We start from the raw sequence: 24,808 nt of genomic DNA, 5'->3' as shown, positions 1-24,808 counted from the left end.
CCGGGACCTCGGGCGACGTACTAGAACACCGGCACCCCGGCCCGGGTCAGGCGCCAGTCCACCGTCGCGAACTGAGCCGGATCCACCGTCCCCTTCGCCTTCACCCACTGGATGATGGTGTTCCGGATCTCCTCCGAGTTCGCCCACAACTGCTTGGCCTTCGGCACGTGCGGGAAGTTGCCGCCGCCCGAAGCCCGGTAGTTGTTCACCGCCAGCACGAACCGCGCCGCCGGATCGACCGGCTTGCCCTGGAACGACAGCCCCGTGATCCGCGACCCCGCGGGCTGCGCGATGTCGATGTCGTAGGTCAGGCCGTACACCGCGTCGTAGTTGTAGTCCGGGATGCTCTCCGCGTTCGTCAGCTTCGCGAGATCCACCGGATCACCCGGCGCCGTCCGCGCGTAGTACCGCGCCGAGAACTCCAGGTACTCCTTCAACTGCGCACCCGTCAGCAGCCGCGCCTCAAGGGTGTTCTCGAACGGGTACAGACCCGCCGCGTCCTTGATCGTCACCTGGCCCGCCGGGATCGCCGCCGTCCGCGAGAAGCACGAGGCCTGCGACACGACCGGCAGCGCCGCCCACTCCGTCCCCGCCAGCGCCGTCCTGACCGTCTCCGCCTGCACGTGGCTGATCAGATCGATGATCGCCACGTCCTTGAACGGACCGTCCGCGGAGGACATCGCCTGCGTCGAGGTCCCGATCACCTGGTTGACGTACGACACCACCTTGCGGTGCTCGTCCGACAACAGCCGGACGATCTTCGGGTCCTCGGCCACCGCGTTGGAGTTCAGCACCCGCGCCGCGACCTTCGCCACCGACCAGCGACCCTTCGCCCAAGTCAGCTCGAAATCGAACAGGGTCAGCCGCTGACCCCACTTGAGCGGCTCCGACAGCACCACGTCCTTGCCGGTCGCCTTGTTCCTCACCCGGTACTCCGGGATCTCCGTGTGCGCGTGACCCACCAGGATCGCGTCGATCCCCGGCACCTGCTCGGCCACCAGACCCGCCGCGTTCTCGATGTACGGCAGCTGGTCCCCGTAACTCGACGTACCGCTCGACCCCGAATGCGCCGACACGATCACCACGTCCGCGCCCATCGACCGCAGCCTCGGCACGTACTTCGCCGCCTGCTCCTCCAGCCCCGGGAACGTCATCTTGCCCTGCACGTTCGCCTTGTCCCAGATCGCGATCCCCGGATTCGTCAGACCCAGCACCGCCACCTTCACGTCCGGACCGTGCGGCGTACACAACCGGTGCATGCTGTACGGCGCGAACGCGGGCTTCAGCGTCCGCGCGTCCAGCGCGTTCGCCCCCAACAACGGGAAATCGACCTGCTCCTCGAACTTCCGCAGCACCGGAATGCCGTAATTGAACTCGTGGTTGCCCAGCGCCGCCGCGTCATAACCGATCGCGTTCATCGCCTGCGCCATCGGATGCACCGGACCCCGGCGCGCCGTGATCGGATCCACCTTGGCGTAGTAGTACGACAACTGGGTGCCCTGGATCGTGTCACCCGCGTCGATCAGCAGCGTATTGCGCCGCCCCTTCTCCGCCCGGACCTGGTTCACCAGCGTGGAGATCTTCGCGAGGCCGACATCGTTGTGCGCCTTGTCGTCGAACTCCTTGTCCGTGAAGTAGTCCCAGTTGAAGACGTTCCCGTGCAGGTCCGTGGTCCCCATCACCGTGAACGCGTACGTACGCGGCGGCCGCGCCCCCTGCGCGGCCTCCTGCCCGGACGCCGGTGCGGCGGCCGAAGCCGGGGTACTCGCGGTCCCCGTCAACGCGACCGCCGCACCCGTCGCGGCCGTGCTCCCCAGAAACATCCTGCGGTCGAACGCCATGCCATCTCCCCTTGTGAGGCGTGAACAACGCGCGTAGATAACGGCGTGGACAACGCGCGTAGATTCTGACCCGCCGAGCACCGAGGACAACACCCCTGCCAGGTTTCGATCCGATGACCACCCCCGGACGCACACAAGTGCGACAGTGAAACCATGGCCGACGACACGAACACCCAGACCTTCCAGACACCCCCCACCGCCCAGCCGTACGGGACGCCCGACGTCCCCCGCGTCGCCGTACGCGGCGAAGCCCGCATCGAGGTCGACCCCGAGATCGCCCGCATCGGAATCTCCGTCAACGCCCGCGGCACCGACCGCCGCAGCGCCCTCGAAGACCTCACCCGCCGCAACAACGCCGTCCTCGACCTGGTCAAGAGCTACGGCGAAGCCGTCGAAAAACTCGAAACCGGCGCCTTCTCCATCACCCCCGAACTCGCCCGCCAAGGCCGCGGCGAACGCGTCCGCGCCTACCACGGACGAGTCCTCATCACCGCCGAACTCGCCGACTTCACCGCACTCGGCGAACTCACCACCCGCCTCGCCGACCTCGAACTGACCAGCGTCGACGGACCCTGGTGGGCGCTGCGCCCCGAATCCCCCGCACACGGCCAAGCCCGCCGCCAAGCCGTACTCGAAGCCGTCAAGCGCGCCCGCGAATACGCCGAAGCCCTCGGCGCGCGCCTCGCCGCCCTCGTCGAACTCGCCGACCTCGGCGCCGAGGACGCGGGCCCCCGCCTCATGGCCGCCCCCGCGGGCGCCATGCGCTCCATGGCCTTCGGCGGCGCCCCCGACGGCCCCGCCCCCGCACTCGACCTCGAACCCCAGCGCCAGACCGTCTACGCCCAGGTCAACGCCCGCTTCACCATGACCCCGCCGCAACTCTGAACCACCGACCCCGCCCACACGCCCCCCACACCCCGCCCTCCCCGCGGCGCGGCCCGCCCGAAAGGATGAACCCGCCCCCGACTACGGCACGTCCCGGCGCCGCGACCAGCAACCTGGCGGCGCGGGAAGCGCCGTACGAGGACAGGGGTGGGCCGACATGGGACGACCGACGAAACCACGGCCGGTGTCCATGCGAGACCGGGCGCGCTACCGGTTCGACCGCACCCTCGCCCGCAGCACCGGCACCCTCATGGCCTGGCTCGTACTCACCTGCCTCGCCGTCGTCGTCCCCGTCAGCACCCTGCTCGTCTGGACCGACCCCGGCTCACCACGGTCACTGTCCGGCCGCCTCACCGCCGCCTGGCGGACCAGCGCCGAAACCCTGCGCCTCGGCGCGGCCACCGGCACACCACTGCGCATGGCGCTCGCCGCCCTCCTCGGCCTCGTCGCGCTGCTCTGCGTATCGACCCTCGTCGGCGTCATCACCACCGGCCTCGCCGACCGGCTCGCCGAACTCAGCCGCGGCCGCTCCACCGTCCTGGAGCACGGACACGTCGTCATCCTCGGCTGGTCCGACCAGGTCACCACCATCGTCAGCGAACTGATCGAAGCCCAGGCCGCCCACCGGCCCCGCGCCATCGTCCTGCTCGCCGACCAGGACAAGACCCAGATGGAACAGACCCTGGCCACCCGCGTCGGCCCCGCCGGACGCACCCGCCTCATCTGCCGCAGCGGCCCGGCCGACGACCCCGACGTCCTCGCCCTGACCAGCCCGCACACGGCGAGCACCGTCCTGGTACTGCCCTCCGCCGAACCCACCGCCGACGCCGAGGTACTGCGCACCCTGCTGGCCCTGCGCGCGGTCCTGACCCGCGGAGCGGAGCCCGGACCCGACAGGGCGACAGGAACGCCCCGACCGACCCGGCCGGAGCCCACGGCCGGAACGCAGGGGCCGGTCGGAACGCAGGGGCGGCGGCCCGGAGCGCCGGGCTTGGCCGGAGCGCCGGGCTTGGCCGGAACCGAGGGGCGGGCCGGGGTACACGGGCCGCCCGTCCTGGCCGCCGTACGCGACGACCGCTACCGCGCACCCGCCCGGCTCGCGGCGGGCCCGCACGGCACGATCCTGGAAACCGACACCGTCACCGCCCGGCTCATCGCCCAGTGCGTCGGCCGCCCCGGCCTCTCCCTCGTCCTGCGCGACCTGCTCGACTTCGCGGGCGACGAATTCCACTTCGCCGACGCCACCCCCTTCCACCACGGCCCCTTCGGCGCGACCCTGCTCGCCCACACCAACGCCCGCCCCGTCGGAATCCTCACCCCCGAGGGACACACCCTGCTCAACCCGCCCACCGACACCCCCGTCGTCCCCGGGACCCGGCTCATCGTCCTCACCCGCGACGAGGACACCGCCCACGCCCAGGACTGCCGACTCCTCGTCGACCGGACGGCGATCGCCACCACCCCGCCCCCGCCCGAACCCCCTCCCCGCCTACTCCTGCTGGGCTGGAACCGCCGCGCCCCCCTCGTCATCAGCCAACTCCGCGACACCGCCCGCCCGGGCTCCGTCCTCGACGTCATCACCGACCGGACCGGGACCGTACCCACCCCCCGGACCCCCGGCACCGAACCGCACACCGCCACACCCGAAGACGACCGGCCCACCGCCCCGCTGGACATCCGCTACCGCTCCGCCCCCCTGTCCCGCCCCGAAACCCTGCTCGGCCTCAACCTCACCCCCTACGACGGACTCATCGTCCTCGGCCCCGACCAGGGCCCCGGCCCCGACCGCCCCGACGACTGGACCCTCGTCACCCTCCTCTCCCTGCGCCTGCTCGAAGAACACACCGGACGTGAACTGCGCGTCGTCACCGAACTCACCGACGACCGCAACCGACCCCTCGCACCCGTCAACCCCGGCTCCGACGTCATCGTCAGCGGAAAGCTCACGGGACTGCTCATGGCCCAGATCGCACAGAACCGCCACCTGGCAGCGGTATTCGACGAACTCCTCTCCGCCGACGGCTCCACGATCTGCCTCCGCCCGTCCGGGACGTACATCCGCCCGGGCCGCGAGGCCACCTTCGCCACCGTCGTGGCCGCCGCCCGCGACCGGGGCGAATACGCCATCGGGTACCGCCGCCACGACGAGCGGACCACGCCCCCGCACCACGGGATCCGGCTCAACCCCCACAAGAGTGAACGCCGCGCGTGGAACGCCGAGGACCAGGTCGTCGTCCTCACCACCGAACCGGTCGGACCCACCCGCCAGGACACCGGGGAACACCCGCCGGAACGAGCCGACACCAGGTCATAGCCCCGCCCCGGAGTGCTCATCAGAGCACCCCTATGCACATTCAACAGTTGTCAACAAGCTTTCGCCCAAAGGTTGTTGAGTGGACACCCGGAGCCAATTCTCTACTCCCCGGTAGGGGCATACGCTCACTCCATGCGCCGAGCGAAAATCGTATGTACCCTGGGCCCCGCCACCGACTCATACGACCAGATCAAAGCCCTGGTCGAAGCCGGAATGGACATCGCCCGCTTCAACCTCAGCCACGGCACCTACGCCGAACACGAGGAGCGCTACCACCGCGTGCGCAAGGCCTCCGACGAAACCGGCCGCAGCGTCGGAATCCTCGCCGACCTTCAAGGTCCGAAGATTCGCCTCGGCCGCTTCCGCGAAGGACCCGTACTCCTTGAACGCGGAGACGAGTTCACCATCACCGTCGAAGAACACGAAGGCGACCGCCACACCTGCGGCACCACCTACGACGGCCTGGCCCACGACGTCACCACCGGCGAACGCATCCTCGTCGACGACGGCCGCGTCACCCTCGAAGTCACCGGCGTCGACGGCCCCCGCGTCCGCACCCTCGTCATCGAAGGCGGAATGGTCTCCGACCACAAGGGACTCAACCTCCCCGGCGTCGCCGTCTCCGTCCCCGCCCTCTCCGAAAAGGACATCGACGACCTCCGCTGGGCCCTGCGCATCGGCGCCGACGTCATCGCCCTCTCCTTCGTCCGCAGCGGACGCGACATCGAAGACGTCCACCGCATCATGGACGAAGAAGGCCGCCGCCTCCCCGTCATCGCCAAGATCGAAAAGCCCCAGGCCGTAGAAAACATCGACAGCATCGTCGCCGCCTTCGACGGCATCATGGTCGCCCGCGGCGACCTCGGCGTCGAAATGCCCCTGGAACAGGTCCCGATCGTCCAGAAGCGCGCGGTGAAGCTCGCCAAGCGCAACGCCAAGCCCGTCATCGTCGCGACCCAGATGCTCGACTCGATGATCGACAACTCCCGCCCCACCCGCGCCGAAGCCTCCGACGTCGCCAACGCCGTCATCGACGGAACCGACGCCGTCATGCTCTCCGGCGAGACCAGCGTCGGCAAATACCCCGTCGAGACGGTCCGCACCATGGCCCGCATCGTCGAGGCCGCCGAAGAGGACATCCTCGCCAAGGGCCTCCCCGCGCTGAACGAGCACAACAAGCCCCGCACCCAGGGAGGCGCCGTCGCCCGGGCCGCCGCCGAAATGGGTGACTTCCTCGGCGCCAAATTCCTCGTCGCCTTCACCCAGAGCGGAGACACCGTCCGCAGGCTCTCCCGTTACCGCTCACCCATCCCCCTCCTCGCCTTCACTCCCGACCCGGCGACCCGTTCACAGCTCAACCTCACCTGGGGCGTCGAAACCTTCCTCGGCCCCCACGTCGACTCCACCGACGCGATGGTCGCCCAGGTCGAGGAAGAACTCCTGCGCATCGGCCGCTGCGTACCCGGAGACGTCGTCGTCATCACCGCCGGATCGCCCCCCGGCGTCACCGGATCCACCAACCTGGTCCGCATCCACCACATCGGCGACGCGGTCCGCTGACCCCCGGAGCTACGGCTGGAGAACCGCACGTGCTCCACGTATAAGACGCACCGCGTCGGGCGCTCCGACCCGGCCCTCACCCTCGCCGGAGAGGCGCCCACCCGACGCGGTCACGGACACCGGGCCCCGAACCCCACCGGGGCTCCGCCCCCAGCCGAACTCCGGAGAGAACACCAGCGCCAGCGGTCCGCGCCCGATCCCCCCGGCCCCCGGCACAGCCGACACCACCCCCGCGAAAGCCCCCTCGGCCGCCGTGTCGGCCGCCCTGTCCGCCCCCCGCCGCCACAGCGGCCCCCGCGGCACACGCGCCCGGCCCCCCAGCACCGCCGACCACGCCTCCGGCGTCAACGGCTCGGGAAAGTTCGGGATCCGCACCCCGCCCGGATCGCACTCCACGTACTCCGCGTGCTCGACGTACTCCTCACGCCCGACGTACTCCTCGTAACCTTCGCGCTCTCCATACCCATGCTCACGCATAGCTCAGCCCCCGGTTTCTATCGAAACGCTACGCAGCGTTTCGATTAACGGTAGCGGCTATCGTGAAGCCGTGTCAACCAATCCCGCACCCCGGACCGGCGGCCGCCTCCGCAACGAGGAAGCCCACCACTCCGTCCTCGAAGCCACCGCCGCACTCCTCGCCGAGAACGGCTACGGCGCCCTCACCATCGAAGGCGTAGCCAAGCGCGCCCACGTCGCCAAAAGCACCGTCTACCGCTGGTGGAAGTCCAAACCTGAACTCGTCATGGACGCCTACACCCACGGAAGGACCACCGGCACCGGCACCGGCACACCCGACACGGGCACCCTCGCCGGAGACCTCACGACGCTCCTGTCCCACCTCTACGCCGTCGGCGACGACCCCGTCCGCACCCGCGCCCTCACCGGCCTGATGGCCGAAGCACAGCTCGACCCCGCCTCCGCCGCCCCGTTCCGCGCCTGGGCCCAAGAGTGGCGCGACCTCGTCACCACGGTCCTCGCCCGCGCCGTGACCCGCGAGGAACTCCCCGCCGCCACCGACCTCGACCACGCGGCCGACCTGGTCCTCGGCCCGTTCTGGTACCGCCTGCTCACCGCCCACGCCCCCCTGACGCCCGCCGACGCGGAAACCCACGCCGCGACGGTCCTCCGGGGCCTCGCGGCCGCCCGGCCCGTCGGCTAGTACTTCGGCCCGATGTGGGCGTCTATCAGGGCGACGGACTCCTTGCGCGCGACGGACACGTTGAAGGGGTCACTGCCCCGCGCCAGCACGGTCCACCGCACGCCGAGCGCGGTGAGGGTGTCCGTGCAGAGGCGGCGGATGTCGTCGGACTTGTTAGTGAAGAAGTACCGGGGGTACTCGTAGCGCTTCCCGTTGCGCACCGTCCAGTTGATGGTCCGGCACCCGTCGGAGTGAATGAGCCCCCGCACGAACTCCCAGGGGTGCGCGTCGACGATCTCCTGCTGCCAGGCCTCAAGGGTGATGCGGCGCTCGTGTTTCTTGCCGGGGCCGTGCTGCGGGAACAGGCACGTCCAGTGGCGTCCGTAGCTGGTGACGGCCACGCAGCCCTGCCGCTGGAGTAGGTAGACCTTGTCGTCGGGTCGTACGGCCGTGATGGCCGCGCGGCACTGCTGAATGAGGCCGGGCCATGCGTCCGCGCAGGCAATGCGGAGGTAGTGCCCACCGCGGGGATGGGGGCTGATGCAGCCGTCACCGAGGTAGAGGCCCAGGAGGTATGAGTACGAGGCGCCGTTCGTCGGTGCGGAACACGGTGTGGCTTGGGTGAGCAGGCGGGGGAGCGGCTCGACGCGCGATTGCCAGGAGCGGATCGCGGACCGGGATATGCCGGTCTCTTTGCTGACGGAGTTCAGGCTCCGGCCCTGGGACACGAGGAGGAGGGCGCGCTGACGAACGGCGATGGCGTACATGGAGCCGAGGCTGGTACAGACGGGCCGTCGTGACTGGCGGTCCGGCCCGATTCGCTCATTTGAGCTAACGTTTGCGAACTTCGCGCGACCATGGAATCCAAGGAAAGTGCCCCAGGTGGGATTCGAACCCACACTGTCCGCTGTTTGAGAGCGGCCTCTCTAACCAGTTGGAGTACTGGGGCCTAAGAAACAAAGGACTCAATGAGCCCTGCGCGAGACCACCTTACAGGAGGTAGGTAGGCTCAGGGGAGCTGTTATGCCCCGCAACGAGGAGCCCCCCGTGACCGCCGAGCACGAGTCGTCGCCCACGCCCGTCGACGCCGACCAGTCGCATGTCCCGCCGCTGACGACCCGTGTCGTCATCGCCGAGGACGAGGCGCTCATCCGGCTCGACCTGAAAGAGATGCTGGAGGAAGAGGGCTACGCCGTCGTCGGCGAGGCGGGCGACGGGCAGAAGGCCGTCGAGCTCGCCCGTGAGCACCGGCCCGACCTCGTCATCCTGGACGTGAAGATGCCCGTCCTGGACGGCATCTCGGCGGCCGAGATGATCGCCGCGGAGTCCATCGCGCCCGTCCTGATGCTCACGGCGTTCTCCCAGCGGGACCTCGTCGAGCGGGCCCGGGACGCCGGAGCCATGGCTTACCTGGTCAAGCCGTTCAGCAAGAGCGACGTGGTCCCGGCCATCGAGATGGCCGTATCCCGCTTCGCCGAGCTGAAGGCGCTGGAGAAGGAGGTCGCCGACCTCTCCCTCCGGCTGGAGACCCGCAAGCTCGTGGACCGGGCGAAGAGCATCCTGCAGACGCAGTACGGCCTGACCGAGCCCGCCGCCTTCCGGTGGATCCAGAAGACCTCCATGGACCGCCGCATGTCCATGCAGCAGGTCGCCGAGGCGGTCATCGAGGACGCCGAGGAGAAGAAGAACGCCGCCGCGGGCAAGGAGTAGTACCCCGCGGCAGGACGCCGCTCAGACGGCCGACCAGGTCGACCGGTCCGGGTCAGTCCTCGCCGAGGTACGCCTTGCGGACGTCCTCGTTCACGAGCAGCTCGCGCCCCGGGCCCGACAGGACGATCTTGCCGATCTCCATCACGTGACCCTGGTCGGCCAGCGACAGCGCGGCCTGCGCGTTCTGTTCGACCAGCAGGATCGTGGTGCCGTCCGCCTTGAGTTCGGCGATGGTCGCCATGATCTTCTGCATCATGATCGGCGAGAGGCCCATGGACGGCTCGTCGAGCATCAGCAGTTTCGGCCGGCACATGAGCGCGCGGCCCATCGCCAGCATCTGCTGCTCGCCGCCCGACAGGGTGCCGGCGGCCTGCTTCCGGCGCTCTCCCAGGATCGGGAACAGCTCGTAGGCGCGCTGGACGTCCTTCTGGATGCCTTCCTTGTCCTTGCTCAGGAACGCACCGAGGAGCAGGTTGTCCTCGATCGTCATGCGCGGGAAGATGTGCCGCCCCTCGGGGGAGTGGGCGAGCCCGAGCGCGACGATGTCGTGCGCGGGCGTCTTCTTGAGGGACTTGCCCTGGAACTTGATCTGGCCGCCGCGCGGTTTGATCAGGCCGGAGAGGGTGCGCAGCGTGGTGGTCTTGCCCGCGCCGTTGGTGCCGATCAGGGTGACGATCTGTCCTGCTTCGACGCTGAACGAGATGCCTTTGACGGCTTCGATCTTGCCGTAGGCGACCCGGAGGTCCTCGACCTCGAGGAGTGCGGTCACTTGGCTTCTCCGTCCGTGCTGGTGGTGCTGTGCGCCTCGGCGGCCTCGACCTCCGCGATTTCTTCGGCGCCGGGGGCGCCTTCGAAGGGTTCGCCGAGGTAGGCGGCGATGACGCGGTCATCGCTCTGGACCTCGGCGGCGGTGCCTTCGATGAGCTTCTCGCCCTGGACGAGGCAGGCGACGCGGTCGCAGAGGTTGAAGATGAAGCGCATGTCGTGCTCGATGACGAGCACGGCGACGCCGCGGTCCCGGATGGCGAAGATCAGCTCTTCGGTGGCGCGGGTTTCCTGCGGGTTCATGCCTGCGGTGGGTTCGTCGAGGAGGACGAGTCCGGGGTCGCTGGCGAGGGCGCGGGCGATCTCCAGTTTGCGCTGCTCGCCGTACGGCAGGTTGCGTGCGAGGTGTTCGGCCTTGTGGGCGAGGCCGATGAACTCCAGGAGTTCGAGGGACTTCTCGCGGCTGGCTGCCTCTTCGCGGTGGAAGGCGGGCAGGCGCAGGAGTGAGGACCACAGTCCTTGCTTGGTGCGGGTGTGGCGGCCGACCAGGACGTTTTCGAGCACCGTCATGTTGTTGAACAGTCGGATGTTCTGGAAGGTGCGGGCGATGCCGGCTGCGGTGACCTTGTACGACTTGGGGGGCAGGACCGTGCCTTTGTACCGGACTTCGCCCTCGGTGGGGATGTAGAGGCCGGTCAGGCAGTTGAAGAAGGTGGTCTTGCCGGCGCCGTTGGGGCCGATGAGGCCGACGATCTCGCCGCTTTTGACGGTGAGGTCGACGTTCTTGACGGCGGTGAGGCCGCCGAAGCGCATCGTGACGCCCCGTGCGTCGAGGACGGTTTCCGCCGTGCTCGCGGCGGGGGTTTCGGTGGTGGTGGTCGTCATGGGTCAGACCCCTGCCTTGCCGAGGACCGTGGGCGCTTCCATGTCCTGGTGGAGTTCGAGCTGGTTGCGCCGGTTGGGGATGATGCCTTCGGGGCGCAGACGCATCAGGACGATGAGTGCGATGCCGAAGACGAGGAGCTGGTACTCGTCCATGCCCTGGAGCTTGTTGGGGATCAGGAAGAGCAGTGAGCCGCCGATGAGGGGTCCGGAGATGGTTCCCATGCCGCCGAGGACGACGGCGGCGAGGAGGAACGCGGAGTTCGGCGGGACGGTGTTGGCGAAGACGTACTGCTCGGGTGTCACGGTGTAGGAGACGTGGGCCTGTACGGCGCCGGCCAGGCCGGCCAGGGTGGCGCCGAGGGCGAAGGCGATGAGTTTGACGCGGAATCCGTTGATGCCCATGGCTTCGGCGGCGGTCTCGTCTTCGCGGATGGCGACCCAGGCGCGTCCGATGCGGGATTCCGAGCTGCGGCGGAAGACCATCACCACGATGAGGGTGATGAGCAGCATCAGCAGGAAGTAGTTGGCGAAGCGGCCGATGGTGAATCCCGCGACGGTGTGTTCGGCTCCGAAGTCGAAGCCGAACATGTCCACGTTGGGGATCGAGGAGATGCCGTTGGGGCCGTTGGTGACGTCGGGGCCGGAGACGCCGTCGAGGTTGTTCATCGAGATCCGGAAGATCTCACCGAAGCCGAGCGTGACGATGGCGAGGTAGTCGCCGCGCAGGCGCAGGGTGGGGGCGCCGATGAGGACGCCGAAGACCATGGAGGCGCCGGCGCCGATGAGGAGCGCGGCCCAGAAGGGCAGGTGTACGCCGAAGGGCGAGTTGGGTGAGCCGGAGACCAGGGCGGCGGTGTAGGCGCCGACGCCGAGGAAGGCGACGTATCCGAGGTCGAGGAGTCCGGTGAGGCCGACGACGATGTTGAGGCCCAGGGCGACGGTGGCGAAGATGAGGATGTTGACGCCGAGGGTCGCGTACTGGTCGTCGGTCTGGGTGAAGGGGAAGGCCGCGGCGGCGACGAAGGCTCCGATGAGGGAGACGTTGCGGTGCCGGCCGGTGATGGCTGAGAAGCGGGCGATGAGCCCGGCTTTGTTGAGGGCGGCGAATCCGAAGGCCGCGGTGATCAGGAAGCCGATGAAGAGTTCCTGGTACGGGGTGGTGATGCCGAAGGTGAAGATGCCGAGGCCGATGCCGAGGAGTACGGCGATCAGCAGGATCTCCAGGTAGGAGGGCAGGGCCGGGGTGGGGCGGACCGGTCCGCTGGCGAGGGAGGCTTTGACGGTGGCCCACTGCTGGGAGGCGTTGTGCTTGAACTGCTCCCAGCTGGTGTCCTCGGGGTCCGGTGCTTCCGGGACGGGCCGCTCGAAGGGCAGGGCGAGGGCGCCGAGGAGGGCGAGGAGGCTGACGGCGGCGAGGAAGAAGCCGCCGGGTTCCAGGTTCACGATGCCGCCGAGTTCGACGATGATCGCGATGATCGTGAACCAGGCGGTGGCGAAGGCCGCGAGTGCGGAGAGTTTGACCGCCGCGTCGGCGCCCGCCGGGGTGAGCCAGCCGAGGCCCTTGACGCCGTATGACGAGAGGCCGAAGAGGGCGGTCAGGAGGCCGGTGACGAGGACGAGCCACTGCAGGCCCGCGGGGGAGCCGTAGTAGGTGAGGTCGCCGGGGAACTTGGCGGTCCAGGTCCAGGAGAGGAAGGCGGAGACGGCGGTGAGGCCGCCGCCGACCGTGGCGAGGGCGCGGCCAGCCTTCTCCGGGAGGGGGACGAATCCCCGGGCGCCGGTGGCGGTCTGGGTCTGCGGGGTGTCCGCGGTATTGGTCGTCATGGTTGTCACGCCCTGTCGGCCACGCGCTGGCCCAGCAGGCCCTGAGGCCGGAAGAGGAGCACGAGGATGAGGAGTACGAACGCCCAGGTGTTGCCCCAGGTCTGACCGCCCAGCTGCTGGAAGCCGGGGATGTCGGCGATGTAGGCGGTGGCCATGGTTTCGGCGAGGCCGAGGACGAGGCCGCCGATCATGGCGCCGTAGATGTTGCCGATGCCGCCGAGGACGGCTGCCGTGAAGGCCTTGAGGCCGAGCAGGAAGCCCATCCGGTAGTTGATCTCGCCGTACTTGAGGCCGTAGGCGACGGCTCCGACGGCGGCGAACACGGCGCCGAGGGCGAACGCGACCGTGATGATGCGGTCGGTGTTGATGCCCATGAGTTTGGCGGTGTCGGGGTCCTGCGCGGTCGCCTGCATGCCGCGGCCGGTGCGGGTCTTGAGGACGAAGTAGCCGAGGAACGCCATGGAGATGGGGGCGGCGATCAGCAGGAAGACGTCTCCGGTCTGGATGGTGACGCTGCCGAGGTGGAAGGGTCCGCCCGCGATCTCGGGGAAGACGATGGAGGACTTCGCATCCGGGTACCAGGCCCAGACCGCCTGCTGGAGGGCGAGCGAGAGGCCGATGGCGGTGATGAGCGGGGCGAGCCGGGGAGCACTTCTCAGGGGTCGGTAGGCGAAGCGTTCCGCGCCGACAGCGATGAGGGTGGCCACGATCACGGCGCCGATGAGCATGAGGGGCAGCGCGATCCACATGGTGGTGCCCGAGGGGAGGATCGTCCAGACGGTGAAGGCGCCGAAGCCTCCGGTCATGAAGATCTCGCCGTGCGCGAAGTTGATGAGCTGGACAATGCCATAGACCATCGTGTAGCCGATGGCGACGAGCCCGTACATGGATCCCAGTAGCAGGCCGTTGACCAGCTGTTGCGGCAGTTCGTGCACCGCAGGTCCTCCGAGTCTTTCGACGGATGTGACACCGCGCGGGGCGCTTGTGGTGCGCGCCCCGCGCGGCAGGAGTGAGATGGTGCGGGTTGGCTACTTGGCGGGGTAGGTGCCCGACTCGACGGCCTTGAAGTCCGGGCCGTCGACCTTGTAGACGGTCAGCTGCTTGTTGGTGGCGTCACCGAACTCGTCGAAGGAGACCTTGCCGGTCACTCCGTCGAAGGCGACGCCCTGGACGGCTTCGAGGACCTTGGCGCGGGCGCCGTCGGGGAGCTTGCCGCTGTTGCCGTCGACGGTCTTCTTGACGGCTTCGATGATCGCCCAGGCGGAGTCGTACGAGTAGCCGCCGTACGCCGCGTACGGGTCCTTGAACCCGGCCTTCTTGTAGTTCGCGATGAACTCCGTGGCGGACGGGAGGGTCTCGACGGGGGCGCCGACGGAGGTGGCCATGTCGCCCGCGGCGGCGGGGCCGGCGAGGTCGACGAACTTCTTGTCGTAGATGCCGTCACCACCGATGAGGGGGATGTTGGCGCCCGCGGCCTTGATCTGCTTGCTGAGCGGGCCCGCGGCGGGGTACTCGCCGCCGTAGTAGACGACGTCGGCGCCGGAGCTCTTGACCTGGGTCACGATCGCCGAGAAGTCCTTGGACTCGGGGTCGATGTGGCCCTCGCCGGCGACGGCGCCGCCGAGCTTGGTGAACTCGCCCTTGAAGGTGGCGGCCAGGCCGGCGCCGTAGGTCTTCTTGTCATCAATGATGAAGACCTTCTTCTTGCCACCCTTGTTGAAGAGGTACTGCGCCGCGAACGGGCCCTGGATGGCGTCCGTGGTGGCGGTGCGGAAGTAGCTCTTGTAGGTGCGGACCTTCTGGCCGGTGGCCCAGTTCGGTCCCTGGGTGAGGGACGGGCTGGTGTTCGCCGGGGAGATCTGGGCGAGCTTGGCGTCGTCGAAGACCTTCTGCATGGACTCGGACACCGAGGAGTTCAGCGGGCCGACCACGCCGAGGACGTTCTTGTCGGCGACGAGCTTGGTGGCGTTCTGCTGTCCGGAGGACGGCTGGGCCTGGTCGTCGAGCGACTCGAGCTTGAAGGTGACGCCCTTGACGTACTTCTTCTCGTTGGCCGTCTTGATGGCGAGGTCCACCGAGTTGCGGATGCCGAGGCCCAGGGCGGACAGGTCACCGGACAGCGGCGCGTCGACGCCGATGGTGACCGTGACGTCGCCGCCGCCGGAGGAGTCGGAGCCCTTGTCGTCGCGAGAGCCACAGGCGGTGAGAGTGAGAGCGCCCGCGGCGAGGGCGGCGGTCACGGCGATGAGCGAACGATGACGCACGATCAGTCCTTTCCTGGCGCCGCGTCCCCCCTGGGACGCGTCGAGTCGAACGCGGGGAACCGAACTGAAGGGCATCCGGCGGTCGCGGTAACTGGCCGTGACTCTAAGCCGCTCGTCGAAGGATATGGAGGGCTCAGGCCAATGATGTGACTCTCTTGTTATGCCACGGCGTAATGCATAGCGGATCTCTAGGGGTGGAACGGGGGAATTCCGGCCGGTTCGTCTTGTCCGCATGTTGAGATGGCGCAGCACTGTCGGGCGGTTTAAGTCCTTACAGGCCAGGTCTCTCAGGGGTTTTGGTCATGACGGGGGTGGCGGGCTCACATCTCGGCCTTCGGGACAGGCCCTGGTCAGAGCGGTGGAAAGATCCATGGCATATCGGTCACCGAGGATGTAACTGTGATCCTCTTTCTGGAATCCATTACTCAGGGTTACTTCCAGAAAAGGGAGCCCGGCATTCCGTGCTACATGCACACAGTCCGCCACCTGAATCTCCACAACTGCCTCACGGACTTCTCCCACGGCTACGACGAGGGGTGAGGGTGGCCGTACGGTCACCGTCAGTGCCCGGGACGGCTGGCCGATCCGCTCGATCGTGACCGTCGGCCCGGACGAGATCCGCGCACGCACAGTGAACGCGAAGACGCTGCCCGGCGAGGGGGTAGCGAGGGCTTCCCCGTAGCTCAGGGACAGCGTCTGGGACGGGGCGGCCGGGCGCGGCGCCGCCGCGGGCGCGGGCGGCCGGGGGCGGACGGAGTACAGGTAGCCGCCGCAGGCGCCCAGGACCACCGTCCCGGCGAGGAGCGCCGCCGCGAGGCGGTGGCGGGCGTAGCGGGCCTCCGCGCGGCGCAGCAGGGCGCGCAGTGGGCCCGTGGGGGCGGCGGGGCCGCCGGGGCGGGTGAGGCCGCTGGGGTCGCCGGTGCCGGGGGCCGGACGCGCGTCGGGGGCCGGCCCGGGGCCCGTGTGGTCGTCGGGCTCGTCGTCGCCCGAGGTGCCCTCGCCCGGTTCGACCGGGCCGATGCCGCTGCCGCTCATTGCCAGGGACCGCCGGTGGGGGTGCCGGAGCGGTAGCGCTCGGCGCAGCGGCTCCGTGCCTCGCGTGCGGTGAGGCGGTGGGCGGCGTCCGGTCCGGCGGCGGGGCCCTGGGCCCGGCGCTCGGTGCGGGCGTCGGCGAGTACGGCGCGCAGGATCTCGTTCTGGCCGCCGGAGAGGCCCATGGACTGGTAGTCGAGGCCGACGGGGTCGTGGCCACCATGGCCGCCGTCGGGTGGGCCGCCGTCCGGTGTGGGGTCGGGTGTGCCGTCGGGTGCGCCGCCGTCCGGTGGGCCGGTGCGCTCGTCGGCGGGCTCGTCGGCGTCGAGGAGGACCCCGGCCCAGTGCGTGATCAGGCTGGTGCAGAGGTCTTCGGGGGCGGTGGTCCGCGGCGCCGGGGCGGCGGTGGGCGCGTGGGCCGCCGTACGGGTTCCGGGGGCGGCCGGGCCCGCTCCGGGCGCGGGGCCGGAGCAGCCGGGGAGCGCGGCGGCCATGAGTGCCGCGGCGCACGCTGCCTGGGCGCCCCGTGGCGCCGGTCCCGATCCCATGCGGGAACGCTAGACCGGCGCCGGGGTGAGGGCAACGGGTCAGTCGTTACGGGGCTGTTGCGGGTTGGCGTCGCGCAGGAGGCAGGTGAGGCGGGCGGTGCACACGCGCCGGCCCTCCTCGTCGGTGATGACGATCTCGAAGGTGGTGGTGCTGCGGCCCTTGTGGACGGGGGTGGCGGTGCCGGTGACCAGGCCCGACCGGGCGCCGCGGTGGTGGGTGCAGTTGAGGTCCACGCCGACGGCGACCTTGCTGATGCCTCCGTGCATCATGGCGCCGACGGAGCCGAGGGTCTCGGCGAGTACGGCGGAGGCGCCGCCGTGCAGGAGCCCGTAGGGCTGGGTGTTGCCCTTGACGGGCATGGTGCCCACCACGCGGTCGGCCGAGGCCTCCAGGATGCGGATGTCCATGCGTTCGCCGAGGTCGCCCGCCGAGAACAGGGCGGGCAGGTCGACGCCCAGTGCCGTGTACTCGTCGAGGACTTCCTGCGGGAACTTCACGGTGTGCTGCTCGCCCATGGGCCGACTCCGTTCGTGTGCCAACGTTCGTGTGTCAACGTTCGTTAACCATCTTGTCCGAAGGGCCGTTCTATCAGGCCGGTTCGAAGCGGACGACGACGGACTTGCTCGCGGGGGTGTTGCTGGTGTCCGCCGTGGAGTCGAGGGGGACCAGCACATTGGTCTCGGGGTAGTAGGCGGCGGCGCAGCCGCGCGCGGTCGGGTAGTGCACGATGCGGAAGCCGGGCGCGCGGCGCTCGACACCGTCCTTCCACTCGCTGACGATGTCGGCGTACGAGCCGTCGGCGAGCCCGAGCTCGGCGGCGTCGGCGGGGTTGACCATGACCACACGGCGACCGCCGGTGATGCCGCGGTAACGGTCGTCGAGGCCGTAGATGGTGGTGTTGTACTGGTCGTGGCTGCGCAGGGTCTGCAGCAGCAGGCGGCCCTCGGGAACGCGCGGGTACTCGACGGGGGCGGCGGTGAAGTTCGCCTTGCCGGTCTTCGTGGGGAAGCGGCGTTCGTCGCGGGGGGCGTGCGGCAGCTGGAAGCCGCCGGGGCGGGCGACGCGGGCGTTGAAGTCCTCGAAGCCGGGGACCACGCGGGAGATCCGGTCGCGGATGGCGGCGTAGTCCCGCTCGAACTCCTCCCAGGGGGTGGCGGAGGCCGGGCCGAGGACGGCGCGGGCGAGGCGGGCCACGATGGCGGGCTCGGAGAGCAGGTGCGGGGAGGCGGGGGCGAGGTTGCCGCGCGAGGTGTGGACCATGCCCATGGAGTCCTCGACGGTCACGACCTGCTTGCCGCTCGCCTGGACGTCCTTGTCGGTACGTCCCAGCGTGGGCAGGATCAGGGCGCGCCGCCCGGTGACCGCGTGGGAGCGGTTGAGCTTGGTGGAGACGTGGACGGTGAGGGAGGCGCGGCGGATCGCGGCCTCGGTGACCTCGGTGTCGGGGGTGGCGCCGACGAAGTTGCCGCCCATGGCGAAGAGCACCGTGGCCTTGCCGTCGCGCAGGGCCTGGATGGAGCGGACCACGTCGTAGCCGTGGTGGCGTGGCGAGGTGATCCCGAATTCCTTGTCGAGGGCGTCGAGGAAGGCGGGCGCGGGGCGTTCGAAGATGCCCATGGTGCGGTCGCCCTGGACGTTGGAGTGGCCGCGGACGGGACACACTCCGGCGCCGGGGCGGCCGATGTTGCCGCGCAGCAGGAGGAGGTTGACGACCTCGCGGATGGTGGCGACGGAGTGCTTGTGCTGGGTGAGGCCCATGGCCCAGCAGACGATGGTGCGCTCCGAGGCCAGGACCATGGCCAGGGCGCGCTCGATCTCGGGGCGGGTGAGGCCGGTGGCGGTGAGGGTCTCGGCCCAGTCGGTTTCCCTGGCGGCGGCCGCGAAGTCCTCGTAACCGTGGGTGTGTTCACGGATGAAGGCCTCGTCGGTGGCGCCCGGCTCCGCGCCGGAGGCGCTGTCGGACGCTTCCAGGACGAGTTTGTTGAGGAGCCGGAAGAGGGCCTGGTCGCCGCCGATGCGGATCTGGAGGAAGAGGTCGTTGAGGGCGGTGCCCTTGAGCATGCCGAGCGGGGTCTGCGGGTTCTTGAACCGCTCCATCCCGGCCTCGGGCAGCGGGTTCACCGAAATGATCTTCGCCCCGGCGGACTTGGCCTTCTCCAGGGCGGAGAGCATGCGCGGGTGGTTGGTGCCCGGGTTCTGTCCGGCGACGATGATCAGGTCGGCCTGGTGGAGGTCTTCGAGGGAGACGCTGCCCTTGCCGATGCCGATGGTCTCGTTCAGCGCGGAGCCCGAGGACTCGTGGCACATGTTGGAGCAGTCGGGCAGGTTGTTGGTGCCGTACTCGCGGGCGAACAGCTGGAAGAGGAACGCGGCCTCGTTGCTGGTGCGGCCCGAGGTGTAGAAGAGGGCCTCGTCGGGGGAGTCCAGCGCGCGCAGTTCCTCGGCGATGATCTCGAAGGCCCGCTCCCAGCTGACCGCCTCGTACCGGTCGCCGCCCTCGGGGAGCAGCATCGGCTGGGTGATGCGGCCCTGCTGGCCGAGCCAGTAGCCGCTGCGGGCGGCGAGGTCGACGAGCGGGTGGGCGGCGAAGAACTCGGGGGTGACCCGGCGCAGGGTGGCCTCCTCGGCCACGGCCTTGGCGCCGTTCTCGCAGAACTCGGCGGTGTGCCGGTGGTCGCCCTCGGGCCAGGCGCAGCCGGGGCAGTCGAAGCCGTTCTTCTGGTTGACCTTGAGCAGGGTCCGCGCGGTGCGCGCGACGCCCATCTGCCGCTGGGCCATCTTCAGGGTGTGGCCGATGGCGGGCAGGCCCGCGGCCGCGTGCTTCGGGGGCGCGACCTGCGGCGCGTCCTGCACCGGGTCACCTGCGGGCGGTTTGGCGGCCATGTCGCTCCCCTTCGAGCATCGCAGCGACGCTGCTGCGGATGTGCGCGTACACCTGCGATCCTGTCACGGCCCGCCGACATCGTCGGCGCCGCGATGGGCCGTCCTGAATTGTCGGTGGGGCCGCCTAGGATCAAAGGCGTGGCAGATTCAGCATCGAAGAAGACCGACCAGCCGACCGCGGCGGACCGCCCCCGCCTGATGCTCATGGACGGGCACTCCCTGGCGTACCGGGCGTTCTTCGCGCTGCCCGCGGAGAATTTCACGACCGCGAGCGGCCAGCCGACGAACGCCGTCTACGGCTTCGCGTCGATGCTGGCGAACACGCTGCGCGACGAGGCGCCCACGCACTTCGCGGTGGCCTTCGACGTCTCGCGCAAGACCTGGCGTTCGACGGAGTTCCCCGAGTACAAGGCGAACCGTTCCAAGACCCCCGACGAGTTCAAGGGGCAGGTCGAGCTGATCGGCGAGCTGCTCGACACGATGAGCGTGCCGCGGTTCGCGGTCGACGGCTTCGAGGCCGACGACGTGATCGCCACGCTCGCGACCCAGGCCGAGGCCCTCGGTTTCGACGTCCTGATCGTCACCGGTGACCGGGACTCCTTCCAGCTGGTCTCCGAGCGGACCACCGTGCTCTACCCGACCAAGGGGGTCTCGGAGCTGACCCGCTTCACCCCGGAGAAGGTCGAGGAGAAGTACGGCCTCACCCCCCAGCAGTACCCGGACTTCGCGGCGCTGCGCGGAGACCCGTCGGACAACCTTCCGGGCATCCCGGGCGTCGGCGAGAAGACCGCCGCGAAGTGGATCAACCAGTTCGGTTCGTTCGCGGAGCTGGTGGAGCGCGCCGACGAGGTCAAGGGCAAGGCCGGGCAGAACTTCCGCGACCACCTGGACGCGGTCAAGCTCAACCGGGTCCTGACCGAGATGGTCCGCGACGTCGAGCTGCCCAGGACCCCCGCCGACCTGGCGCGCGCCCCCTACGACCGGTCCGCGATGACGGGCGTGCTGGACGTACTGGAGATCCGCAACGCCTCGCTGCGCGAGCGGCTCCTCGCGGTGGACCCGGGCGCGGCCGAGGAGGCGGCCCCGGCCCCGGCGGCCGGGGTGGAGCTGGACGCCTCCGTGCTGGGCGCGGGCGAGCTGGCGCCGTGGCTGGAGAGCCACGCGGGCGGCCCGCTGGGCATCACGACCGTCGACAGCTGGACGCTGGGCGCGGGCCGGATCACCGAGGTGGCGCTGGCCGCGGCGGGCGGCGCGGCCGCCTGGTTCGAGCCCTCGACCCTGGACGAGGCCGACGAGCGCGCGTTCGTCGCCTGGGCCGCCGACCCGGGCCGCCCCAAGACCGTGCACAACGCGAAGGCCCTGATGCGGGTCTTCCCGGAGCACGGCTGGAGCCTGTCGGGCATCGCCATGGACACCGCCCTCGCCGCCTACCTGGTCAAGCCGGGCCGACGGTCCTTCGCGCTGGACGTGCTGTCCAACGAGTACCTGCACCGCGAGCTGACCCCTGCCGCGGCCGACGGACAGCTCGCCTTCGGCGCCGACGACACCGCCGAGGCGGAAGCCCTCATGGCGCAGGCCCGCGCCGTCCTCGACCTGGGCGAGGCCTTCACCGGCCGGCTCGCCGAGGTCGGCGCGACCGGGCTGCTGCACGACATGGAGCTGCCCACCTCCGAGCTGCTGGCCCGGATGGAGCGCCACGGCATCGCCGCGGACCGCGAGCACCTCGAAGCGATGGAGCAGCAGTTCGCGGGCGCGGTGCAGCAGGCGGTGAAGGAGGCGCACGCGGCCGTGGGCCACGAGTTCAACCTCGGCTCCCCCAAGCAGCTCCAGGAGGTGTTCTTCGGCGAGCTGGACCTGCCGAAGACGAAGAAGACCAAGACCGGTTACACCACGGACGCGGACGCGCTGGCCTGGCTGGCCACCCAGACCGAGCACGACCTGCCCGTGATCATGCTGCGCCACCGTGAGCAGGCCAAGCTGCGCGTCACCGTGGAGGGCCTGGTCAAGTCCATCGCCGCCGACGGCCGGGTGCACACCAGCTTCAGCCAGACCGTCGCCGCGACCGGACGCCTGTCCTCCACCGACCCGAACCTGCAGAACGTGCCGGTGCGCACCGACGAGGGCCGCGCGATCCGCCGCGGGTTCGTCGTCGGCGAGGGCTTCGAGTCCCTGATGACGGCCGACTACAGCCAGATCGAGCTGCGCGTCATGGCCCACCTCTCCGAGGACGCGGGCCTGATCGAGGCCTTCGCGACCGGCGAGGACCTGCACACCACGGTCGCCTCCCAGGTGTTCGGTGTGGAGCGGTCCGCCGTCGACGCCGAAATGCGCCGCAAGATCAAGGCGATGTCGTACGGCCTGGCCTACGGGCTGTCCGCCTTCGGCCTCGCCCAGCAGCTCAACATCGAGCCCGCCGAGGCCCGCGGCCTGATGGAGACCTTCTTCGAGCGGTTCGGCGGGGTACGGGACTACCTCCAGCGCGTGGTCGAGGAGGCCCGCGCCACCGGATACACCGAGACCGTCCTCGGCCGCCGCCGCTATCTGCCCGACCTCAACAGCGACAACCGCCAGCGCCGCGAGGCCGCCGAGCGGATGGCGCTGAACGCCCCGATCCAGGGCACCGCCGCCGACATCGTCAAGGTCGCGATGCTGCGCGTGGACCGGGCGCTCACCGAGGCCGGGCTCACCACGCGGATGCTGCTCCAGGTCCACGACGAAATCGTGCTGGAGGTCGCCCCCGGCGAGCGCGAGGCGGTCGAGGAACTGGTGCGCCGCGAGATGGCCGCCGCCGTCGACCTGCGGGCCGCGCTGGACGTGTCCGTGGGCGTGGGCGCCGACTGGGAGTCCGCCGCGCACTGACGCACGAGCGCCCGAGCGGGCCCGTACGCCCGTCCCCGCTACGAGGTGGGGGCGGGCGTCCGCGTTCCCGCGCGGTCGCGGTCGTGGGCGCGGTCACCGGTACGGGCCCGGTCCTGGCGGTCCGTACGGCCCCGGCCGCCGTGGTGGCGCAGGCGCACCAGGAGCCCGTACAGCAGCAGCGCCACGGCGAGCCCGCCGCCCGCCCCGAAACAGACGGTGGGGACCATGTCGAGCGGGCTGCGGATCCGGTCGAAGTACGTGAAGAACCGCGCGACCCGCGGCGCCACCCCGCCGCCTCCGCAGACCAGCGCCAGGGCGACCGCGCCCCAGCGGTCCACCCGCCCCAGCACCGGCACGGACGGCGGCGGGGGAGATCCGGCAGCCGCCGCAGGGCGCTCACCGTGAACCACCCGAGGGTCACGACGGCCACCGCCGAACTGCCGTACTGGAGCCAGGTGTAGAGGGGCAGCCCGAAAGCGAACGGACGGCCCAGGTCCGGCAGCATCCGCATGCCCCACCGGTCCATGTGCGTGAAGCTGTCCCACACGATGTGCGTGAGCGAGCCGAGCACCGCGCACAGGTAGAACCGCAGCGCGAGACGGGCGAGCCCGGCGGGCCCGCGCCCGCGCCAGTCGTCACCGCGGACGAAGGCATGGACCCGGCCCCGCCGGCGCCGGGGCAGCAGGGCGATCAGGGGCTCCCGCAGCAGCAGCCAGCAGGAGACGAGCGCGGCGGTCAGGGCGGCGTCGACGGTGAGGATCCCCGGCAGCGAATGCGCGAAGTCCCCGTAGCCCATGACGCCTTGGACGACCGCGTCCGCGAAGTAGAAGGTGTCGGGCGCGAAGGACCCCAGCACCAGGGCGGAGGCGACCAGCGGTCCCCGTGCGCGGCCGGTCCGGCGGATCGCCGGAAGGACGGCGGCCGCGTGGCTGAGTGTGAACGGCATGGCGCCTCGCTTTTTTACTTCGGTCCAATGTGCCCCGAACGGCCGGGACAGTATGCGTGACCTGCGCAAGACGTGCGGAAATGGTGAATTCCGGGGCCGGGTTGATGCAGTGTGAAGGGAGTTGACGTACCGTCGCGCGGACGTCTAGGGGAGGGGCCCGTCCCATGTCGGCTCGATCAAAGGCTCGGTCAATGGCTCGGTCCACGTCTCGGCCCACGGTGCGGTCGTCGGTGCGGTCATCGGCCCGTTTCGGCCACGGCTGGCTCCGGGGAGGTCTGGCCGTACTGGTGTCCGCTCTGGTGGCGGGCGCCGTGACGGGTTCGCAGGCGCCGGGCGTGCTGGTCGTGGCCGACGCCGGGACCGAGGTGCGCAGCGCGCAGCCGCCGGCCGCCCCGTCGCAGGGCTCCGCGGCGGGCGGCGATTCCGCGTACTTCACCGAACTCCCGCCCCTGGTCAGCCCCGAGCCGCCCGCGGCGTTGCAGCCCGAGGAAGGGGCCGGGCCCGCGCCGGCCCCCGCCTCAACCCCGGTGTCCGAACTCGCGGTCACCGGCCCCGGCGAGGGCGCGCAGGGCATACCGGCGAGCGTACTGGCGGCCTACCTCGGCGCGGAGAAGAAGATCGCGGCGAGCGACCCCGGGTGCGGGCTGCGCTGGCAGCTGCTCGCGGCGATCGGCAAGGTCGAGTCCGGGCAGGCGCGCGGCGGACAGGTGGACGCCGCGGGCAGGACACTGCGCCCGATCCTGGGGCCCGTACTCGACGGCAACGGTTTCGCGAACATCTCCGACACCGACGGCGGGGCGTACGACGGGGACGCGGCCTACGACCGGGCGGTGGGCCCGATGCAGTTCATCCCGTCGACCTGGGCGTCCTGGGGCCAGGACGCGAACGGCGACGGGCGGCGCGACCCGAACAACGTGCACGACGCGGCGCTCGCCGCCGGGCGCTACCTGTGCGCGGGCAGCCGCGACCTGCGGGTGGGCGCGGACCTGGACCGCGCGGTCCTGTCCTACAACTACTCCGGCGCGTACTTGGCGACGGTGCGGTCCTGGTACGCGTACTACCTGAAGGGCGCGCACGAGGTGCCCGACGGTACGGGCCCCGGCGCGGGGGCGGGGACCGGCGACAGCAACGGCAACGGCAACGGCAACGGCTCCGGCTCCGGTACGGGTGGAACGGTGACCCCGCCGCCCGCGAAGCCGAAGCCCACGCCCACGCCGAAGCCGAGCCCGACGCCCACACAGAGCCCGACGCCCACACAGAGCCCGACGCCCACACCGAGCCCGACTCCTACGCCTACCCCGACGCCGACCCCTACTCCCACCCCGACGCCGAGTCCCACGCCGACCCCGACCC

General features: G+C 70.2%; 18 protein-coding genes, 1 tRNA gene and 1 pseudogene. 7 read left to right on the top strand and 13 right to left on the bottom strand.

The genetic code is table 11. The features are described from left to right. Window positions 1-20 precede the first annotated feature (20 nt). Window positions 21-1,841, bottom strand: coding sequence for a bifunctional metallophosphatase/5'-nucleotidase (locus QMF80_RS26455; RefSeq protein WP_283457613.1), 1,821 nt, complete (start codon window positions 1,839-1,841; stop codon window positions 21-23). 153 nt (window positions 1,842-1,994) lie between these two features. On the opposite strand from QMF80_RS26455, the gene QMF80_RS26450 reads away from it, so the two are divergent. From QMF80_RS26450 to QMF80_RS26435, 4 genes are all read left to right on the top strand, one after another. Then, on the top strand, window positions 1,995-2,726 hold the full coding sequence (locus QMF80_RS26450) for an SIMPL domain-containing protein (protein WP_283457611.1): 732 nt from the start codon (window positions 1,995-1,997) through the stop codon (window positions 2,724-2,726). Window positions 2,727-2,916: 190 nt separating this feature from the next. Next, a complete protein-coding gene (locus QMF80_RS26445) occupies window positions 2,917-5,040 on the top strand; it encodes a CASTOR/POLLUX-related putative ion channel (RefSeq protein ID WP_283457684.1) in 2,124 nt (707 codons plus the stop codon). Between the two features lie 132 nt (window positions 5,041-5,172). After that, complete coding sequence (gene pyk, locus QMF80_RS26440) at window positions 5,173-6,600, top strand: pyruvate kinase (RefSeq protein WP_283457609.1); 1,428 nt, start codon at window positions 5,173-5,175, stop codon at window positions 6,598-6,600. 547 nt (window positions 6,601-7,147) lie between these two features. Further along, window positions 7,148-7,759: a TetR/AcrR family transcriptional regulator gene (locus QMF80_RS26435; protein ID WP_283457607.1), complete on the top strand. Its 612-nt coding sequence runs from the start codon at window positions 7,148-7,150 to the stop codon at window positions 7,757-7,759. Here the strand turns inward: QMF80_RS26435 and QMF80_RS26430 are convergent. Both QMF80_RS26430 and QMF80_RS26425 read right to left on the bottom strand, forming a co-directional pair. After that, a complete protein-coding gene (locus QMF80_RS26430; protein ID WP_283457606.1) occupies window positions 7,756-8,505 on the bottom strand; it encodes a helix-turn-helix domain-containing protein in 750 nt (249 codons plus the stop codon). The genes QMF80_RS26435 and QMF80_RS26430 overlap by 4 nt on opposite strands. Window positions 8,506-8,612: 107 nt before the next feature. Further along, window positions 8,613-8,687: transfer RNA gene (locus QMF80_RS26425), tRNA-Leu, on the bottom strand. Between the two features lie 98 nt (window positions 8,688-8,785). Between QMF80_RS26425 and QMF80_RS26420 the strand changes: the two genes are divergently transcribed. Next, complete coding sequence (locus QMF80_RS26420) at window positions 8,786-9,448, top strand: ANTAR domain-containing response regulator (protein ID WP_283457604.1); 663 nt, start codon at window positions 8,786-8,788, stop codon at window positions 9,446-9,448. Window positions 9,449-9,500: 52 nt separating this feature from the next. Here the strand turns inward: QMF80_RS26420 and QMF80_RS26415 are convergent, their stop codons facing one another. The 9 genes from QMF80_RS26415 to QMF80_RS26375 form a co-directional block, all read right to left on the bottom strand. Beyond that, window positions 9,501-10,217 carry an ABC transporter ATP-binding protein gene (locus QMF80_RS26415; protein WP_283457602.1) on the bottom strand — a complete coding sequence of 239 codons (717 nt, stop codon included), beginning with the start codon at window positions 10,215-10,217 and terminating at the stop codon, window positions 9,501-9,503. Then, a complete protein-coding gene (locus QMF80_RS26410) occupies window positions 10,214-11,098 on the bottom strand; it encodes an ABC transporter ATP-binding protein (RefSeq protein ID WP_283457600.1) in 885 nt (294 codons plus the stop codon). The genes QMF80_RS26415 and QMF80_RS26410 overlap by 4 nt, the downstream gene beginning before the upstream one ends. Before the next feature lie 3 nt (window positions 11,099-11,101). Continuing rightward, a complete protein-coding gene (locus QMF80_RS26405) occupies window positions 11,102-12,922 on the bottom strand; it encodes a branched-chain amino acid ABC transporter permease (RefSeq protein WP_283457598.1) in 1,821 nt (606 codons plus the stop codon). A gap of 5 nt (window positions 12,923-12,927) precedes the next feature. Beyond that, window positions 12,928-13,857: a branched-chain amino acid ABC transporter permease gene (locus tag QMF80_RS26400; RefSeq protein WP_283457596.1), complete on the bottom strand. Its 930-nt coding sequence runs from the start codon at window positions 13,855-13,857 to the stop codon at window positions 12,928-12,930. 93 nt (window positions 13,858-13,950) lie between these two features. After that, window positions 13,951-15,186 carry a branched-chain amino acid ABC transporter substrate-binding protein gene (locus tag QMF80_RS26395; protein WP_283457594.1) on the bottom strand — a complete coding sequence of 412 codons (1,236 nt, stop codon included), beginning with the start codon at window positions 15,184-15,186 and terminating at the stop codon, window positions 13,951-13,953. Between the two features lie 300 nt (window positions 15,187-15,486). Beyond that, on the bottom strand, window positions 15,487-16,221 hold the full coding sequence (locus QMF80_RS26390; RefSeq protein ID WP_283457593.1) for a Tat pathway signal sequence domain protein: 735 nt from the start codon (window positions 16,219-16,221) through the stop codon (window positions 15,487-15,489). Continuing rightward, entirely contained in the window at window positions 16,218-16,766 is a 549-nt protein-coding gene (locus QMF80_RS26385; RefSeq protein ID WP_283457592.1) for a hypothetical protein, read from the bottom strand. The genes QMF80_RS26390 and QMF80_RS26385 overlap by 4 nt, the downstream gene beginning before the upstream one ends. A 39-nt stretch (window positions 16,767-16,805) precedes the next feature. Beyond that, entirely contained in the window at window positions 16,806-17,282 is a 477-nt protein-coding gene (locus QMF80_RS26380) for a PaaI family thioesterase (protein WP_283457590.1), read from the bottom strand. Between the two features lie 73 nt (window positions 17,283-17,355). Next, the gene (locus tag QMF80_RS26375; RefSeq protein ID WP_283457588.1) at window positions 17,356-19,650 is read right to left on the bottom strand and encodes an FdhF/YdeP family oxidoreductase; all 2,295 of its coding nucleotides are present in this window, start codon (window positions 19,648-19,650) and stop codon (window positions 17,356-17,358) included. A gap of 138 nt (window positions 19,651-19,788) precedes the next feature. On the opposite strand from QMF80_RS26375, the gene polA reads away from it, so the two are divergent. Next, window positions 19,789-22,509, top strand: coding sequence for a DNA polymerase I (gene polA / locus QMF80_RS26370; protein WP_283457586.1), 2,721 nt, complete (start codon window positions 19,789-19,791; stop codon window positions 22,507-22,509). 38 nt (window positions 22,510-22,547) lie between these two features. Here the strand turns inward: polA and QMF80_RS38400 are convergent. Further along, window positions 22,548-23,455 (bottom strand): annotated as a pseudogene (locus QMF80_RS38400) (DUF4184 family protein). A gap of 287 nt (window positions 23,456-23,742) precedes the next feature. Here QMF80_RS38400 and QMF80_RS26355 point away from each other — a divergent pair. Further along, on the top strand, window positions 23,743-24,808 hold a 1,066-nt coding region (locus tag QMF80_RS26355; protein WP_283457584.1), incomplete at its 3' end, for a lytic transglycosylase domain-containing protein.

The organism is Streptomyces sp. G-G2, assembly GCF_030063135.1.
Taxonomy (GTDB): Bacteria; Actinomycetota; Actinomycetes; order Streptomycetales; family Streptomycetaceae; genus Streptomyces.
Note: the sequence above shows the minus strand (reverse complement) of the source record. Positions and strands in the feature narration are given on the sequence as shown.